This window comes from Streptomyces similanensis (genome assembly GCF_039543625.1).
Taxonomy (GTDB): Bacteria; Actinomycetota; Actinomycetes; order Streptomycetales; family Streptomycetaceae; genus Streptomyces; species Streptomyces similanensis.
Genome location: NZ_BAABKC010000027.1, coordinates 37801 through 54742 on the forward strand (window position 1 = coordinate 37801; position 16942 = coordinate 54742).

Annotated in this window: 5 protein-coding genes; 2 read left to right on the forward strand and 3 right to left on the reverse strand. The window is 75.3% G+C overall.

Going from position 1 to position 16942, the window contains the following annotated elements:
• Nucleotides 1–118 precede the first annotated feature (118 nt).
• From ABEB07_RS10015 to ABEB07_RS10025, 3 genes are read right to left on the reverse strand one after another with little or no spacing between them, the layout of a single operon-like run.
• Complete coding sequence (locus tag ABEB07_RS10015) at nucleotides 119–7336, reverse strand: amino acid adenylation domain-containing protein (protein WP_345667937.1); 7218 nt, start codon at nucleotides 7334–7336, stop codon at nucleotides 119–121.
• The gene (locus ABEB07_RS10020; protein ID WP_345667938.1) at nucleotides 7333–13836 is read right to left on the reverse strand and encodes an amino acid adenylation domain-containing protein; all 6504 of its coding nucleotides are present in this window, start codon (nucleotides 13834–13836) and stop codon (nucleotides 7333–7335) included. The genes ABEB07_RS10015 and ABEB07_RS10020 overlap by 4 nt, the downstream gene beginning before the upstream one ends.
• Entirely contained in the window at nucleotides 13823–14854 is a 1032-nt protein-coding gene (locus tag ABEB07_RS10025; protein ID WP_345667939.1) for a TauD/TfdA family dioxygenase, read from the reverse strand. The genes ABEB07_RS10020 and ABEB07_RS10025 overlap by 14 nt, the downstream gene beginning before the upstream one ends.
• 191 nt (nucleotides 14855–15045) lie before the next feature.
• On the opposite strand from ABEB07_RS10025, the gene ABEB07_RS10030 reads away from it, so the two are divergent.
• Complete coding sequence (locus ABEB07_RS10030) at nucleotides 15046–15264, forward strand: MbtH family protein (protein WP_164583240.1); 219 nt, start codon at nucleotides 15046–15048, stop codon at nucleotides 15262–15264.
• 128 nt (nucleotides 15265–15392) lie between these two features.
• Nucleotides 15393–16928, forward strand: coding sequence for an MFS transporter (locus tag ABEB07_RS10035; RefSeq protein ID WP_345667940.1), 1536 nt, complete (start codon nucleotides 15393–15395; stop codon nucleotides 16926–16928).
• Nucleotides 16929–16942: the final 14 nt, after the last annotated feature.

Here is a 16942-nt window from a genome sequence, read left to right on the forward strand (position 1 = left end):
CCCGCCGACCGGGCCCGCGGCGGACGGTGGCCCCGTACGGCCGGGCACGCCGAGAGGGCGGGGGCGCCGTGTGCGCCCCCGCCCTCTCGGCCGTACCGGCCTTGGGTGTCAGCCGGTGTCAGCCGGCGCCCTCCGTGCCCTCGTCGCCGAGGATGCCGGTGACGGCCTCGGCGAGTCGGGCCAGGTGCGGCGGCTTCAGCACGCCGAAGTGGTCACCGGGGATGCGGTGCAGCGTCACGCCCCCGGTCAGCTCGCGCCAGCGGGCGAGGTAGTCCGGGAAGGACTGCCCGGAGGCCACCTCGTGCTTGCCGTCGGCCAGTTCGTCGCTGGCGATCAGGTGCAGTCGGCCCGCGTACCGGCGGTGCCGGTAGGTCAGGCACATCTCCATGACCTCCCGCCACATCTTCGCCGAGGGCAGCCACACGTCACCGGCGCCGTGCTCCGGCAGCGTGATCCCCACCTCCGGGTCGATGTCGTCCACCAGGTGTTCGAGCAGGGCCAGGGCCTCCGCACGCAGTGCCGAGGTGTCCTGCTCGGGCGGCGCGTCGGCCAGCTCCGTCAGCTTGGCCACACAGCTCTCGATCAGCCAGTACTCGCGCCACAGCTCGATCCGCTCGTGGTTGTCGAGCCCCGGGTCGAGCAGGATGAAGGTCACCTCCTCGCCCTCGGCCGTGAGCCGGTGCGCCAGTTCGCTCGCGATGCCGCTGCCGCCGCACCAGCCGAACAGCCGGTACGGGCCGTGCGGCGCCTCGGCCCGCAGCTCGGCCAGGTAGCGCTCCGCCATCTGCTCCGTCGAGGGCACGGGGCCGTGTTCGGCCTGGAGGCCGGGCCAGCCGAAGGCGGCGACCGGCTGGTCGGGGTCGAGGTACGGCACCAGCGGCCGGTACCAGTGGGCGCTGCCGCCGCCGGGGTGCACGCAGAACAGCGGCGGCCGGCCGCCCTCGCGCCGCAGCCACACCAGTGACCTGGCCTCGGTGGCGCCGCCCTCGGCGGCCGCGGCGAGCCCGGCCACGGTGGGGCGTTCCAGGAACGCCCGGACGGTCAGTTCGATGCCGTGCCGCTCGCGCAGCAGGGCGATGATCCGCAGGATGGCCAGCGAGTGTCCGCCCAGGACGTGGAAGTCGTCGTCGGCGCCGACCCGTTCCACGCCGAGCACCTCCGCCCAGACCTCGGCCACGGCCCGCTCGGCGGGGGTGCGCGGGGCGGTGTGGGACGAGGTGGGGGCGGGTCCGGCGGGTTCGGGCAGCGCGGCCCGGTCGATCTTCCCGTTGGCGGTGAGCGGGAGGGCAGCCAGCTCCACCCAGGCGCCGGGCACCAGGTAGTCGGGCACCCGCCGGCGCAGCCGCTCGCGCAGCGCAGCGACGTCCAGCGGGCCGTGTCCGGGTTCGAGGACGACGTAGCCGGCCAGCCGCTTGTGACCGTCCGGTCCGCGGTGCACGGCGGCGGCCGCCGCCCGGACGGCGGGCAGGTCGCCGAGCGCGGCCTCCACCTCGGCGAGTTCGACCCGGTGGCCGCGGATCTTCACCTGGCCGTCGCGCCGGCCGATGAAGGTCAGCGTTCCGTCGGGGTCGCGGCGGACGACGTCCCCGGTGCGGTACAGGCGCGCCCCGGGGACGGTCCCGGACGAGTCGGGCACGAAGCGGTCGGCGGTCAGATCGGGGCGGCCCAGGTAGCCGCGGGCGAGCCCGGGTCCGCCGACCAGGAGTTCGCCGGGCACTCCGAACGGCACCGGGTCGAGGTGCTCGTCGACCACCAGGGCCCGGGTGTCGGTGATCGGCGTGCCGATCGGCACCCCGCGGTCGGCGTCGGCCTCGGTCACCCCGCGCAGCGCGGTGCTGAAGGTGGTGCACTCGGTGGGGCCGTAGCCGTTGGTGAGGGTCACGCCGTGGGCGAGGGCGGTGCGCACGTGCGAGGGGGAGAGCGCGTCGCCGCCGGCGAGCACCTGCCGTACGCCGGCCAGCGCCTCCGGGCAGGTCTCGACCATGTGCTGGAAGAGGCCGGCGGTGAGCCAGAGCACCGTCACGCCGTACCGGCGCACCACCTCGGCCAGTTCGTCGGCCGTGTTGGCGCCGGGCGGGCAGACGGCGAGCCGGGCGCCGTTGGCGAGGGCTCCCCACACCTCCAGGGTGGAGGCGTCGAAGGCGAGCGGTGCGTGCAGCAGCAGCACCTGGTCGGCGTCGAGGTCGGCGTAGTTCGCGTCGTGCACCAGCCGGACGATCGCGCGGTGGGTGATCTGCACGCCCTTGGGCCGGCCGGTGGAGCCGGAGGTGTAGGTGACGTAGGCGAGGTTGTCGGGGACCGTGCCGGCCTCGACGGGTGTGTCGGGCAGGCCGTCGAGCACGGCCGCGGCGGCGTCCAGCGCGACGCCGCGGACACCGGGGAAGGCGGCCAGGCGGGCGGTGTCCTGCGGGCGGCACAGGGCCACCTCGGCGTGGACGTCGGCCAGGACGTAGCCGAGGCGGGCGTCCGGGTAGGCGGGGTCGAGCGGGACGTAGTGGCCGCCGGCCTTCAGGACGCCGAGCATGGCGATCACCGCCTCGATGCCGCGGTCCAGGCAGAGCGCGACCGGCTTCTCCGGGCCGATGCCGAGCCCACGCAGCAGGTGGGCCAACTGGTTGGAGCGGGCGTCCAGTTCGCGGTAGGTCAGGGTGCGCGGCCCGTCCTGGAGCGCGGTCGCCTCCGGGCGGGCGCGGGCGGCGAGGAGTTCGGGGACGCAGACCTCGGGCAGCGGCCGGGTGGCGGTCGGCGTCCCGTCGGTCTGCTCCAGGCCGGGGGCGCGGAAGCGGCGCGGGTCCGCGTCGGCGTCGTCGGCCATGGCGGTGAGGACGGCCAGGAAGGTGTCGCCGATGGCCGTCAGCCGCTCCTGGCCGGCCCAGCCGGGGCGGCAGGTCATCCGGAGTTCGCCGGGGAAGGTCCACACGTCGAAGGTGAACTCATTGGGGCTGTGGTCCTCGACCGTGCCGATGTCGGCGCGCTGCTCGTCCAGGACGTGGAAGTCCAGGTAGGCGAAGACCACTTCGACGAGCGGGTCGCCGTCCCCCCAGGCGCGCTGCATGGCGGGCAGCGGGTAGCGCCGGTGCGGCCACAGGGCCACTTCCTCGGCGAACACCGACCGCACCAGTGCGCGCCAGCTGGTGGCGCGCAGGTCGACGGCGAACGGCACCGTGTTGAGGTACATGCCGCGTACCCGGTCGCCGCCGGGCCGTTCGGGGCGGCCGTTGGTGACGGCGCCGGCGAAGAACCGGTGCTGGCCGCTGATCAGGCCGAGCACCTTGAGGTGGGCGGTGTACAGGACGCTCTTGAGCGAGGTCTGGGTCTCGGCGGCGAGCCGGCGCAGCCGCGGCTCCAGTTCCCGCCAGGGCAGCCGTACTTCGGGGGCCGGCAGGCCGGCTTCGGCGGGCGCGCCGTCGGCGGGCAGCCGCAGCCGTTCGTGGCCGGTGATGCGCTCCCGCCAGAAGTCCTGGTCCGCCGTCGAGGCCAGGGCCTGCTGTTCGAGGCGGATGAAGTCGGCGTAGCGGACCGGCGGCGGGGCCGCGGACGGGGTGCCGGTGCCCTGGGACAACGCACGGTAGGCGGCGCGGAGTTCGCCGATGACCGAGTGGTGGCTCCAGCCGTCCAGGATGGCGTGGCACTCGACGTGGGTGAGCAGCCACTCCCGTTCGCCGATCAGGTGGGCGTGGTAGCGCAGCAGGGGCGCGCGGCCGACGTCGAACGGGGTGCGCTGGGCCCGGGCGCGGAAGTCCCGTATCCGCGCGCGCTGTTCGTCGGCGGGCAGGCCGCGCAGGTCGGTGACGCCGGTTTCGACCTCCAGGCCGTCGGCCGCGTGTACGAGCTGGAGCGGTTCGGAGTATCCGGACAGGTGGAAGGAGGTGCGCAGGATCTCGTGCCGTGCGATGAGCAGGCGTACGGCGCCGGTGAACGCCTCGGCGGAGAAGGGGCCGTCGTCGAGGATCTGGAAGGTGCTGACGTTCTGGTAGGTGTTGCGCTCGGGGTCGGCGAGCATCTCGTAGACCATGCCCACCTGGACCTGGCCCATGGGGTAGGCGTCGGCCAGTCCGTCGGGGAGCCGGTCGCGGTCGGCCGGGGCCAGCAGTTCGAAGCGGCCGGTCAGGGCGCTCTCCTGCGGCTGGGCCGCCGGCCGGGCGGCGGCCAGCGGGGCCAGTTCGGCGACGGTCTGCCGGGTGAAGACGTCCTGCACGGTGAGGGCGAGACCCTGGTCGCGCAGGGCGCCGACGGCCCGGATGGCGCGCATGGAGTCCCCGCCGAGCTGGAAGAAGCCGTCGTGCACGCCGACCTTGTCGACGCCGAGGGCGGCGGCGAAAGCGTCCGCGAGGGCCCGCTCGGTCTCCGTGCTGGGGGCGAGGTAGGCGCCGACCAGGTCGGAGCGGGTCCGCTCGGGTGCGGGCAGCGCGGTGCGGTCGGTCTTGCCGCTGGGGGTCAGGGGCAGTGTCTCCAGCAGGGTCCAGTGCACGGGCCGCATGTGTTCGGGCAGCCGTCCGCGCAGGTGTTCGCGGGCCGCCTCGACGTCCGCCGAGGGCGGGACCAGGTAGCCCACGAGCTGTTCGTCGTGCACGGCGACGGCGGCGGCCGTGATGCCGGGGGCTTCGGTCAGCACCGCCTCGATCTCGCCGAGTTCGACCCGCTGGCCGCGGATCTTCACCTGGTGGTCGAGCCGGCCGAGGTACTCGATGGAGCCGTCGGCGCGGTGGCGGGCCAGGTCGCCGGTGCGGTAGAGCCGCCCGCCGGGTTCGGTGGCGTAGGGATCGGGGACGAAGCGGTCGGCGGTGAGCGCCGGGCGGTTCAGGTAGCCGCGGGCGAGCTGGACGCCGCCGAGCAGGAGTTCGCCGGGCACGCCGGTCGGCACCGGCCGCAGGGCGGCGTCCAGGACGTAGGCGCGGGTGTTGGCGATCGGGCGGCCGATGGTGACCGGGCGGTCCGGCTCGCACCGGGTGGCGGTGACGTCGACGGCGGCCTCGGTCGGCCCGTACAGGTTGTGCAGCTCGCAGCCGATCCGTTCGTGCACGGCGGTGACGAGGTCGGCGGGGAGCGCCTCGCCGCTGCACACCATGCGGCGCAGCGAGGGCAGCGCCGGCAGCGGCTCGGCGAGGAAGGCGCGCAGCATGGACGGGACGAAGTGGACGGTGGTGATCGCCTCGGCGCCGATGAGTCCGGCCAGGTAGGCGGGGTCGCGGTGGCCGCCGGGGCGGGCGAGCACCAGGGTGGCGCCGGTGATCAGCGGCCAGAAGAACTCCCACACCGACACGTCGAAGCTGTACGGCGTCTTCTGGAGTACCCGGTCGTCGGCGCCGAGCCGGTAGGCCTCCTGCATCCAGTGCAGCCGGTTGACGATGGCCCGGTGCTCGATGAGCACGCCCTTGGGGCGGCCGGTGGAGCCCGAGGTGTAGATCAGGTAGGCCGGGTGTCCGGGGTCCGGTGTGGGGAGCGGGGCGCGGTCCGAGCCGGGGGTCGGAGCGGCGGTGATGTCGACCAGGTGGGGTGCGCGGTCGCGCACCAGCGGGGCGAGGCCGGGGTCGGTGAGCACGGCGCGGGCGCCGGAGTCGGCCAGCATGAAGGCGAGCCGGTCGGCCGGGTAGTCGGGGTCGAGCGGCAGGTAGGCGCCGCCGGCCTTGAGCACCGCGAGCAGCGCGACCACGAGGTCGGGGCCGCGGTGGAGGCAGACGCCGACGACGGACTCGGGTCCCACGCCGAGGGTGCGCAGGTGGTGGGCGAGCAGGTCGGCGCGCTCGTCGAGGTCCCGGTAGCCGAGGGCGGCGCCCTCGAAGCGCACCGCCTCGGCGTCGGGGGTGCGGGCGGCCTGGGCCCGGAACAGCTGCGGGAGGGTGCCGGCCGGGTAAGGCCTGGCGGTCGCGTTCCACTCGACGAGCTGGCGTTCGCGCTCGGCGGCGGGCAGGATCTCCAGTTCGTCCACCGGGGCGCCGGGCGCGGCGACCGCGCTCTCCAGCAGGCGGGCGAACTGGGCGGCGAACCGCTCGGCCGTGGCCGGGTCGAACAGTGCCGAGGCGTAGTTGACGCCGCCGGACAGCGAGCCGTCCGGCCGCTCGGCGAGCCCGAGGGTGAGGTCGAACTTGGCGCTGCTCTCGCCGACCGGCAGCCGCTCGACCGTCAGCGGTCCCATCGCCGGGGGCGCGGCCGGGCCGGCCGCGTCCTGCCACAGCAGCATGGACGAGAACAGGGGTGTGCGGGAGGGGTCCCGCTGCGGCGCCAGTTCCTCGACCAGCCGCTCGAAGGGCAGTTCCTGGTGGGCGTAGGCGTCCAGGGCGCGTGCGCGGACCTGCCGCAGCAGGTCCGTGAAGGACGGCGTCCCGGACAGGTCGACCCGCAGGACCAGCGTGTTGAGGAAGAGGCCGACCAGATCGTCGAGTTGCGAGCGGTCGCGGCCGTCGACCGGGAAGCCGACGGCGACGTCGCGCCGGCCGCTCCAGCGGCCGAGCAGGACGGCGTGCGCGGCCAGCAGGGCCATGAAGGGGGTGGCGCCGTGCTCGCGGGCGAGCGCCGTCAGCCGCCGGGCGGTGCCGGCGGGCACGGCGAGCGGGGCCAGACCGCCCGCCGAGTCGCGTACGGCGGGGCGGGGCCGGTCGGTGGGCAGGTCCAGGGGCGGCAGTCCGGCCAGCCGTTCGCGCCAGTGGTCCAGCGGGCGGCGCAGCGCCTCGCCGGACAGCCGTTCGCGCTGCCAGTGCGCGAAGTCGGCGTACTGCACCGGGAGTTCGGGGGAACGGGTGGGCCGCCCGGCGACCGTGTCCGCGTAGCGTGCGGTGAGTTCGCCGACGAGGATGTCCTCGGAGCGTCCGTCACAGGCGATGTGGTGGACGGTGAGCAGGAGGACGTGCTCCCGCTCCGCCAGGCGGGCGAGCACGGCGGACAGGACCGGTCCCTCGGCGAGGTCGACGGGCCGGCGTGCGCCGGTGGCCAGGGCGGCGACGCGGGCGTCCGCCGCCGCCGGGTCGAGTGCGCCGAGATCCTCCTCGTCGAGGGGGACGGCGCCCGGTTCGTCGACGATCTGCACGGGTTCGCCGTCGACCACCGGGTAGCGGGTCCGCAGCACCTCGTGCCGGTGCTGGAGCCCGTCCAGCGCGGTGCGCAGTGCGGCCCGGTCGAGGGGGCCGCGCAGCCGGAGCGCCACGGTCATCAGGTACGCGGTGCCGCCGGGCTGGAGCCGGTCGAGGATCCACAGGCGGCGCTGGGCGAAGGACAGCGGGAGCGGGCCGCCGCGCGGTGCGCGGGCGATGCCCGCCGCCGGGGCGGGGGCCGCCCGGCCGGCGAGCCGCCGGCGCAGCAGCTCCTGCCGCAGTTGGGCGCGGTCCCTGGTGTCGGTCATCGCAGACCTTCCTCGGCGAGCAGGCCCGCCACCTCGTGGTCGGACAGCGCGGTGATCTCGGCCTCGACGGCCTCGGTCACCGCCTCGGACAGCCGGGCCACGGTGGTGGCCTCGAACAGCAGCCGCAGCGGCAGCTCGACGGCGAACGTCTCGCGCAGCCGGGCCAGTACCCGGGTGGCCAGCAGCGAGTGGCCGCCGAGCGCGAAGAAGTCGTCGTGGACGCCGATCCGCTCCAGGCCCAGGATCTCGGTGAAGATCGCGGCGACGGCCTCCTCGGCCGCATCGCGTGGGGCGAGGTGTTCGCGGGCGCCGCCGGTCAGGGCGGCCGAGGCGTCCGGCAGGGCCTTGCGGTCGATCTTCTTGCTGGCGGTCAGCGGGAACGCGTCGAGCGGCACCCACACCGAGGGGATCATGTACTCGGGCAGCAGGGCGCCCAGGTGGGCGCGCAGCTCGGCCACGTCGGGCAGCGCGGCGCCGGGCCGGGCCACCAGGTAGGCGGCGAGCCGGCGTTCGCCCGGGGCCGTCTCCGGTGCGGTGACGACCGCTTCCTGGAGGGCGGGGTGCCGGGCGAGCGCCGCCTCGATCTCGCCGAGTTCGATGCGCAGGCCGCGTACCTTGACCTGCTGGTCGATCCGGCCGAGGAACTCGATGGCGCCGTCCGGCCGGTGGCGGGTCAGGTCGCCGGTGCGGTAGAGCCGCCCGCCGGGTTCGGCGGCGAAGGGGTCGGGGACGAACCGGTCGGCGGTGAGGTCCGGCCGCCGGTGGTAGCCGCGGGCCAGGCGGACGCCGCCGAGGTACAGCTCGCCGGGCACGCCGACCGGGACGGGCCGCAGGTCGGCGTCCAGGATGTAGGCGCGGGTGCCGGGGACGGGCCGGCCGAGCGGCAGGGCGCCGGCCGCGTCGCCCTCGGCGGGGGTCTCGGTGACGGGGTGGAGCAGGCAGGTGACGGTGGCCTCGGTCGGCCCGTAGTTGCACAGGAAGCGGGCGGGCAGGCCGGTCTCGGCCCAGCGCCGCGCGTCCAGGCCGGTGACCACGTCGCTGCCGACGTTCATCAGCTTCAGCGAGCCGAGCCGGGACAGATCGGGCGACTCCAGGACGGCCCGGTAGTAGGAGGGGGTGATCTCCAGGACGGTGACACCGTGTTCGGCGAGCCGGGCGGGCAGTTCGTCGGGGGTCCAGAACACCGGGTCGGCCACGACGACGGTGGCGCCGGCCACCAGGGTCGCCGCGATCTGGTCCATGGCCACGTCGAAGGTGAGCGCGGACAGCAGGGCCACGCGTTCGCCGGGGGCGATGCCGTACGCGTCGGCGATCACCCGGCAGTGGTGGGCGTAGGAGCGGTGCTCGATCATCACGCCCTTGGGGCGGCCGGTCGAGCCGGAGGTGTAGATGACGTAGGCGAGGTTGTCGGGCCGGACCGGTTCGGGCGCGGGGCCCGCGGGCAGGTCGCCCGCTTCGTCCCGGGCCTCGGCACCGGCATCGGCACCGGTGTCGGCATCGGTGTCGGCGTCGGCATCGTCATCGTCATCGGCGAGGACGACGCGGTGGGCGTCGGTCAGGCGGTCGGCGAACGCGCGAGTGGTGACCACGAGTTCGGGTCCCGCGTCGGCGAGCATCAGCTCCAGTCGCCCGGCGGGGTGTCCGGGGTCGAACGGCACGTACACGCCGCCGGCCTTCAGCACGCCGAGCAGGACGACCACCGCCTCCACGCCGCGTTCCAGGCAGGAGGCGACGACGGTCTCGGAGGCGACGCCCAGGGAGCGCAGCCGCGCGGCGAACCGGTCGGAGAGGGCGTCGAGTTCGGCGTAGGTGACCCGTCGGCCGCCGAAGACGACGGCGACGGCGTCCGGGGTCCGCCGGGCCTGCCGGGTGAACAACTCCGGTACGCACAGGTCGTGTTCGTCGGCCGGGTCGAGCACCGCGGCCCGCTCGGCGTGCGGGTCGGCCCAGACGGTCAGGGCGCGGCGCCGCTCGTCCTCGGTGAGCATGCCGAGGTCGCCGATCCGCGCGCCGGGGGCGGCGGTGGCGGCGGCGACCAGCGTCAGGTAGTGGCCCGCCAGCCGCTCGACGGTCTCCCGGTCGAAGAGCGCGGTCGCGTACTCGAACCAGCAGTACATGCGCCCGCCGCGTTCCTTGACGGTCACGGTGAGGTCGAACTTGGCGGTCTCCAGACCGGCGCGGACCGCCTCCACGGCGACCGCGCCGAGCCGCTCCGGGACGCCCGCCAGGTGCTGGTGCTCGAACATGATCTGGAACAGCGGGTTGCGGGAGAGGTCCCGCTCCGGCTGCAACGCGTCCACCAGGTGTTCGAACGGCACGTCCTGGTGGGCGAAGGCGTCGAGCACCGTGCCGCGGACCTGGTCCAGCAGGTCGGTGAAGACCGGGTCGCCGCCGAGGTCGCCGCGGATCACCAGGTTGTTGGTGAAGAACCCGACCAGGTCCTCCGTCTCCTGGCGGGTCCGGCCGGCGACCGGGGTTCCCACCGCGAGGTCGTCGCGGCCGGTCCAGCGCCGCAGCAGCACCTGGAAGGCGGCGAGCATCACCATGAACGGGGTCGCGCCGTGCCGGCCGGCCAGCTCGGCGACGGCCCGGGCGACGGCCGGGTCCACCTCGACCACGACGTTGTCGCCGCGGGCGTCGCGGACCGCGGCGCGGACCCGGTCGGTGGGCAGCTCGACGGGGGTGAGTCCGGCCAGCCGGTCGCGCCAGTAGGCGAGTTGGCGGTCCAGCCGGCCGGCGTCGCGCTGCTCGCGCTGCCAGAGGGCGAAGTCGGCGTAGTGCACCGGCTGCGGGGTGTGCGGCGACGGATCGCCCGCGGCGAAGGCCCGGTAGGACAGGTCCAGGTCGCGCAGGTAGACGTTGGTCGACCAGGCGTCGAAGGCGATGTGGTGCAGGGTCAGCACGAGGAGGTGGCCCTCGGCGGCGGTGCGGATCAGGGTGGCCCGCAGCGGGTGCCCGTGCGCCAGGTCGAAGGGCCGGCGGGCCAGCTCGTCGACCAGTTCGCGGGCCCGGCGCGCGGCGTCGGGCGCGTCCGTCAGATCGGCCAGGGTGAAGTCCACCGGTCCGGCGGGGTCCACGATCTGGACGGGTTCGCCGCCCTCGTCGCGGTAGCGGGTGCGCAGCACCTCGTGCCGTTCGGACAGCGCGTCCAGCGCGTGGCGCAGCGCGACGGTGTCGAGGGGTCCGGTCAGCCGCAGCGCCAGCGGGACGACGTACTCGTGGCTGCCGGGCTCCAGTTGGTCGAGGAACCACATCCGCTGCTGGCCGAAGGAGAGCGGCAGCGGGCGGTCGCGGCCGGCCGGACGGACGGCGTCCGGGTCGCTCTGCGGCGCGACTTCCTCGCCGGCGCCGGCCTCGGTGACGCGGGCGGCGAGCGCGGCGACCGTCCGCGCGTGGAACAGTTCGGCCACGGTCAGTTCGACGCCGAAGGTGCGCCGGAGCCGGAGCACGAGTTTGATCGCGAGCAGGGAGTAGCCGCCGAGCAGGAAGAAGTCGTCGTCGGCGCCGACCCGTTCGACGCCGAGGACCTCGGCCATCAGCGCGGCGACGGCCTCCTCGGCGACGGTGCGCGGGGCCTGCCAGGCCGCGGTGGCCGGCCGGTCGGGTGCGGCGGCGGCCGGCAGCCCGCGGCGGTCCACCTTGCCGTTCGGGGTGAGCGGCAGTTCGGCCAGTTCCACGAAGGCGGCCGGCAGCATCGCCTCCGGCAGCGCGGCGGCCAGGTGGCCGCGCAGCGCCTCCGGGTCGATCCGGCCGCCCGCGACGGGCACGGCGTACGCGGTCAGCCGGGCGTCGCCGGCGTCGCCGCGGTGCACGGCGACCACGGCGGCGGCGACCGAGGGGTGGGCCGCGAGCAGGGCCTCGATCTCGCCGGGCTCGATCCGCACCCCGCCGATCTTGACCTGGTCGTCCACGCGTCCGACGTACTCCAGCGCGCCGTCCGCGCGGCGGCGCACCAGGTCTCCGGTGCGGTAGCGGCGCGCGCCGGGCACGGCGGCGTCCGGGTCGGGTACGAACCGGTCAGCGGTGAGGTCGCCGCGGCCCGCGTACCCGCGGGCGAGGGCGATGCCGCCGACGTGCAGTTCGCCGGTGACCCCGACGGGCACCTGCCGGCCCTCGGCGTCCACCACGTAGGTGCGGACGTTGGGCAGCGGCAGGCCGATCGGCACCAGGTCGCCGGGTTCGTCCGGGTCGAAGGGCCAGGCGGTGGAGTCCACGGCGCACTCGGTGGGGCCGTAGGTGTTGACCACCTCGGCGTCGAACGCGTCGCGCAGCCGGCCGGCCAGTTCCGCGGTCAGCGGTTCGCCGGCCGAGCACAGCAGGCGCAGCGAGGCGCAGTCGGCCAGGGCCGGTTCGTCCAGCAGCAGGCGCAGCATGGAGGGCACGCCCTGGAGCACGGTGACCCGGTGGTCGGCCACCGCGCGGAGCAGCACCGCCGGATCGCGGTGGGCCTCTCGCGGTCCGGTCACCACCGTGGCCCCGCACACCAGCGGGGAGAGGAACTCCCATACGGCGGCGTCGAATCCGATGGTGGTCTTCTGGAGCACCCGGTCGCCGGGGCCGAGGCCGAGGCGTTCCACCGGCCACAGGACGCGGTTGCGGATGGCGGCCTCGGGCACGACGACGCCCTTGGGCCGGCCGGTCGAGCCGGAGGTGTACATCACGTACGCGGCCCGCGCGTCGTCGGCGCCCCGCGGTTCCAGGGGCGGCGCCGTCTCGTCCCTGTCCGTCGGGGCGGCGTCGAGCACGAGGGTGTTCGGGTGGGCGGGCAGCTGTCCGGCGAGCGCCTGCTCGGTGACGAGCAGGGTCACGTCGGCGTCGGCGACCAGGTGGGCGAGCCGGTCCGCCGGGTGTTCGGGGGCCAGCGGCACGTACACCCCGCCCGCGGTGAGCACCGCGAGGAGGGTGGCGACCAGGTCGGCGCCGCGGTGCAGCGCGACGCCCACCGCGCTCTCCGGGCCGACGCCGCGCGAGCGCAGCACTCCGGCCAGGCGCCGTACCCGGTCGGCGAGTTCGGCGTAGTCGGTCTCCCGCGTGCCGGAGATCACGGCCACCGCTTCGGGGGTGGCGCGGGCCTGGGCGAAGAAGAGTTCGGCGAGCGAGTGCGCCGGGCGCTCGGTCCCCGTGCGGTTCCAGCGCGCGAAGGCGGCGAGGTCCGTCGCGGGGACGGTCTCCAGGGTGTGCGCGGGGGTGTCCGGGTGTGCGGCGATGCTCGTGAGCAGCCGCAGCAGACTCGCCGCCATCCGTTCGATCCGGGCGCGGTCGAACAGCGCGGTGGGGTAGATCAGCCGGGCGGCCAGCGAGCCGTCCGCGGCCTCGGACAGGTGCAGGGAGAGGTCGAAGGCGGAGTGGTCGGTGCCCGGTTCGACCTTGGCGACGTCGAGTCCGGGCAGCCTGAGCGGGCGGCGTTCGGCGTTGTGCAGCGCGAAGCCGACCTGGAAGACCGGGTTGCGGGAGGGGTCGCGCTCGGGCGCGAGATCGGCCACCACCCAGCCGAACGGCACGTCCTGGTGCTCGTAGGCGTCCAGGGTGGTCGACCGGACCCGGGCGAGCAGGTCGAGGAACGAGCCGTGGCCGGACAGGTCGCTGCGCAGGACGACGGTGTTGAGGAACAGGCCGATCAGCGGCTCCAGTTCGACCTCGGTGCGGTCCGAGACCGACACGCCGACCGCGACGTCGGCCTGTCCGGACCAGCGCGCGAGCAGCAGTTGGAAGGCGGCCAGGTGCACCATGAACGGGGTCGCGCCCGCGTCCCGGCCGAGCACGGCCAGCCGTCCGGCCAGGTCCGCCGGGACCGTGAAGGCGACGCTGTCCCCGGCCGGGTCCCACCGCGCCGGGCGCCGGCGGTCGGCGGGCAGCTCCAGCGGCTCCAGGCCGGCCAGGCGCTCGCGCCAGTAGCCGCGCCGCTGTTCGGCGCGGGCGGGGGCGGCGGCCCAGGTGTCGCGCTGCCACTGGGCGAAGTCCGCGTACTGCACCGCCACCGGCTCCAGCGGCGAGGGCCGCCCGTCGGCGAACGCGGCGCACAGCTCATGCAGTTCACGCGCGAGGATGCCCCAGGACCAGCCGTCGAAAGCGATGTGATGAACCGTCACCAGCAGGGCGGCGTCGTCGTCGGCGAACCGGGCCAGGGTCAGCCGCCAGGGCGCGTGCGTACGCAGGTCGATCGGTGTGCGCAGCTCGGCCGCGTGCAGCGCGCGCACCCGCGCCTCGCGGTCGGCCGGATCCGTGCCGGTCAGGTCCACCCGGGCCAGCGGTACGGGGCCGGGCTCGTCCACGAACTGCGCGCCGGCGCCGCCGGCCGTGCCGTAGCGGGTGCGCAGCACCTCGTGCCGTGCGGCGATCTCGGTGAACGCCGCCTCCAGCACCGCCGGATCGAGCGGGCCGCGGACGCGGAACGCCTCGCACATCAGGTACTCGGTGGACGCGCCGGAGCGCAACTGGTCGAGGAACCAGAGCTGTTCCTGGGCGTAGGAGAGCGGGTGACCGCTGTCATCGGCGGGCATCGGCCACCTCCGCGGACGAGGCGGACCGCACGGCCGCCGAGTGGGGTTCGGCCATCGCCACGGCGATCCGGCGCGGTCCGGTGAAGGGCTCGCGGGCGTGCGCCGAGAGCATGTTGTCGACGAGGAGCACGTCGTCGCGCTGCCAGTCGAAGCGCCGCTGCTCGGCGCGGTAGCAGTCCCGCAGGTGGGCGACGACCTCGTCCGGGATCGGCCGGCCGTCGCCGTAGTAGGTGTTGGTCGGCAGCCGCTCGTCGTCGTACATCTCCCGCAGCGCGCCGCACACCTCCTCGGACAGCGTGGTCACGTGGAAGAAGGTGAGGTGGTTGAACCAGACCGTCTCCCCGGTCACCGGGTGGCGGTGCACCGCCCGGCGGCGCGCGCGGGTGCGCAGGCCGTCCGCGGTCCACTCGGTCTCGACGCCGTTGCGGGCGCAGTACGCGTCGACCTCGGCGCGGTCGCCGGTGTTGAAGGCCTGCTGCCAGGGCACGCCGAAGCCGTCGGAGAAGTTGCGCACCACCATCCAGCCGCGGGCGGCGAACTCCTCGCGCACGGACGGGTCGATCGCCGCGTACACCCGGCGGGTGTCGGCGAGCGGGGTGGCGCCCAGGGTGTCCGGCGGCTGTACGCAGTGGAAGAACAGGGTCAGCGGCCAGTCGGCCTGGTAGGAGTTCTCGTTGTGCAGGAAGATCTCCTCGTTCGGCGGATAGTCGGTCGAGGTGTACACCTGGCCCTTGATGGTGCTGCGCGGCGAGGACCGCTCCGCGTAGGCCAGCGGCGCGCCGGACACCGCCCGCACCGCGGCCTCGAAGCCGTCCACGCCGCCGACGTCGAAGCCGCGCAGCAGGACCGCGCCGTGTTCGCGCAGCCGGCGGCGGACGAGCGGCCGGGCGGCCGCCAGGTAGGCGGGCAGGGGGGTGCCGGGCGACTCGGCCGACAGCGTCACGGGCAGGGGGCGGCGCTCGGCGCGCTCCTCGGCGCGGTCGGCCGGCGCGGTCCGGAGGGTGGGGTTCGCAGTCATGCGCCTCAGCGTCGCCGCCGGGCCGTCGCCGCTCCGAGAGAACAACCGGCAGTCACGTCGGCAGCCTGCGCGCCGCGGTGACTGCGCCTCCTTCTCTGGGGCCCGGCCGGTCGGGTGCGGCAGGCTCTCCGGCGCCGCCACCGGTCACGAGAGGTTCGTGACGCGGCAGTCGATCCGAGGGAGGGCCCGCCGTGGCCGAGGAAGACACCGACGAGCGCACCTACCGCGTCGTCCGCAACGACGAGGAGCAGTACTCCGTCTGGCTCGCCGACCGCGAGCTGCCGCTCGGTTGGCACGCCGAGGGCACCGAGGGCACCCGGGCCGAGTGCCTGGCCCACATCGGCACGGTCTGGACCGACATGCGCCCGCTCAGTCTGCGCCGGCGGATGGAGCAGGCGGCGCGCGGCTAGCGTCCGGCCCGGGCCGAGTTGGAGGGTGACAGATGACGAGCCCCGACACGAGGGCGCCGACGGACCCGCGGCCGCCGCACCCGCCGGAGGCGGCGGCCCCTGCGGTAGCCCCTGCGGTAGCCCCTGCGGTGGGCACCGCCGGGGCGGCGGCCGCCGCCGCAGCTTCGGTGGCCGCCGCCGCTTCGGTGACCGCCGCCACAGCTTCGGTGACCGCTGCCAACCCGGCGACCGCAGCGGCTCCCCCGGCCGACGCCGCTCGGGTGGCCACCGCCGGACCGGTGACCGCCGCCGAACCGGTGACCGCCGCCGGACCGGTGACCGCCGCCGGACCGGTGGCTGCCGCCGGACCGGTGGCTGCCGTCGCTCCGGTGACCGCCGCCGCTCCGGTGACCGCAGCCGACGCGGTGACCGTCACACATCCGGCGACCGCCGAACCGACGCCCCCCGGCGAACCACTGGTCCCGCTCCACCGCAACCGCGACTTCCTGCTGCTGTGGGGCGGCTCGGCGGTCTCCCTGCTCGGGTCGACGGCGACCACCATCGCCTACCCGCTGCTGGTCCTGGCCCTCACCGGCTCGCCGTTCGCCGCCGGCCTCGCCGGATTCGTCGCGCTGCTGCCCGGGCTGCTGCTCCCGCTGCCGGCCGGCGCGCTGGTGGACCGCTGGCCGCGCAGGCGGCTGATGATCTGGTGCGACGCGCTGCGGGCGCTCGGCGCGGCGGTCATCGCGGTCGCCGCCGCGCTGCACGTCCTCGGCCTGCCGCTGGTGCTGGCCGTGAGCTTCGCCGAGGGCGCGCTCACGGTGTTCCACGGGCTCGCCGCGCACGCGGCCGTCCCGAACGTCGTGCCGCCGAGCCAGCTGTCGCTGGCCCTGTCCCGCAACGAGGCGCGGGGGCGGGCCGCCGTGATGGTCGGCACGCCGCTGGGCGGTGTGCTGTTCGGTCTCGGGCGGGCCGTGCCGTTCCTGGCGGACGCGCTCAGCTATCTGGTCTCGCTGACCGGACTGCTGTTCATCCGCAAGGAGTTCGAGGCCGAGCGGTCCGCCCGCACCGACGGCATGGGCGCGCAGGTCCGCGAGGGACTGAGCTGGCTGTGGCGGCATCCCTTCCTGCGCACCAGCACCTTGCTGGTGGCGGGCAGCAACCTGATGTTCCGGGCGCTGTTCCTGGTCGCCATCATGCTGGCCACCGCCGTCGGCGCGTCCTCGGCGGGGGTGGGTCTGATGGTCGGCTTCGCGGGCGGCGGGGGCGTCCTCGGCTCGCTGGCGGCGCCGTGGTGCGCCCGCAAGGTGTCCCTGGGCGCCCTGGTGATCGGGGCGAACTGGGCGTGGGCGGTGCTCATGGCCGTGATCGCCCTCAGCCGCGACCCGTTCACGCTCACCGTCGCCTACGCCGCGATGTGGTTCGTCGGACCGCTGTGGAACGTGGCGCTCGGCAGCTATCAACTGGGCATCACCCCGGACCGGTTGCGCGGCCGGGTGCTCGCGGCGATGAGCACGCTGTCCAACGGGGCGCTGCCGATCGGCTCGCTGCTCGGCGGGCTGCTGCTGGACTCGGTCGGCGCGCGCAACGCCGCGCTGGCCCTGGCCGGCTGGATGGTGCTGATCGCCGGCGCCGCCTCTCTGGCCCGCTCCGTACGCGCCACGCCCGGCCCGCCGGCGCGGTGACCGGCCGGGCTCCG

Bases quoted from the DNA above. Each gene is read 5' to 3' on its own strand.
- ABEB07_RS10015 (WP_345667937.1), bottom strand. From the start codon at position 7,336: ATGACCGACACCAGGGACCGCGCCCAACTGCGGCAGGAGCTGCTGCGC.
- ABEB07_RS10020 (WP_345667938.1), bottom strand. From the start codon at position 13,836: ATGCCCGCCGATGACAGCGGTCACCCGCTCTCCTACGCCCAGGAACAG.
- ABEB07_RS10025 (WP_345667939.1), bottom strand. From the start codon at position 14,854: ATGACTGCGAACCCCACCCTCCGGACCGCGCCGGCCGACCGCGCCGAG.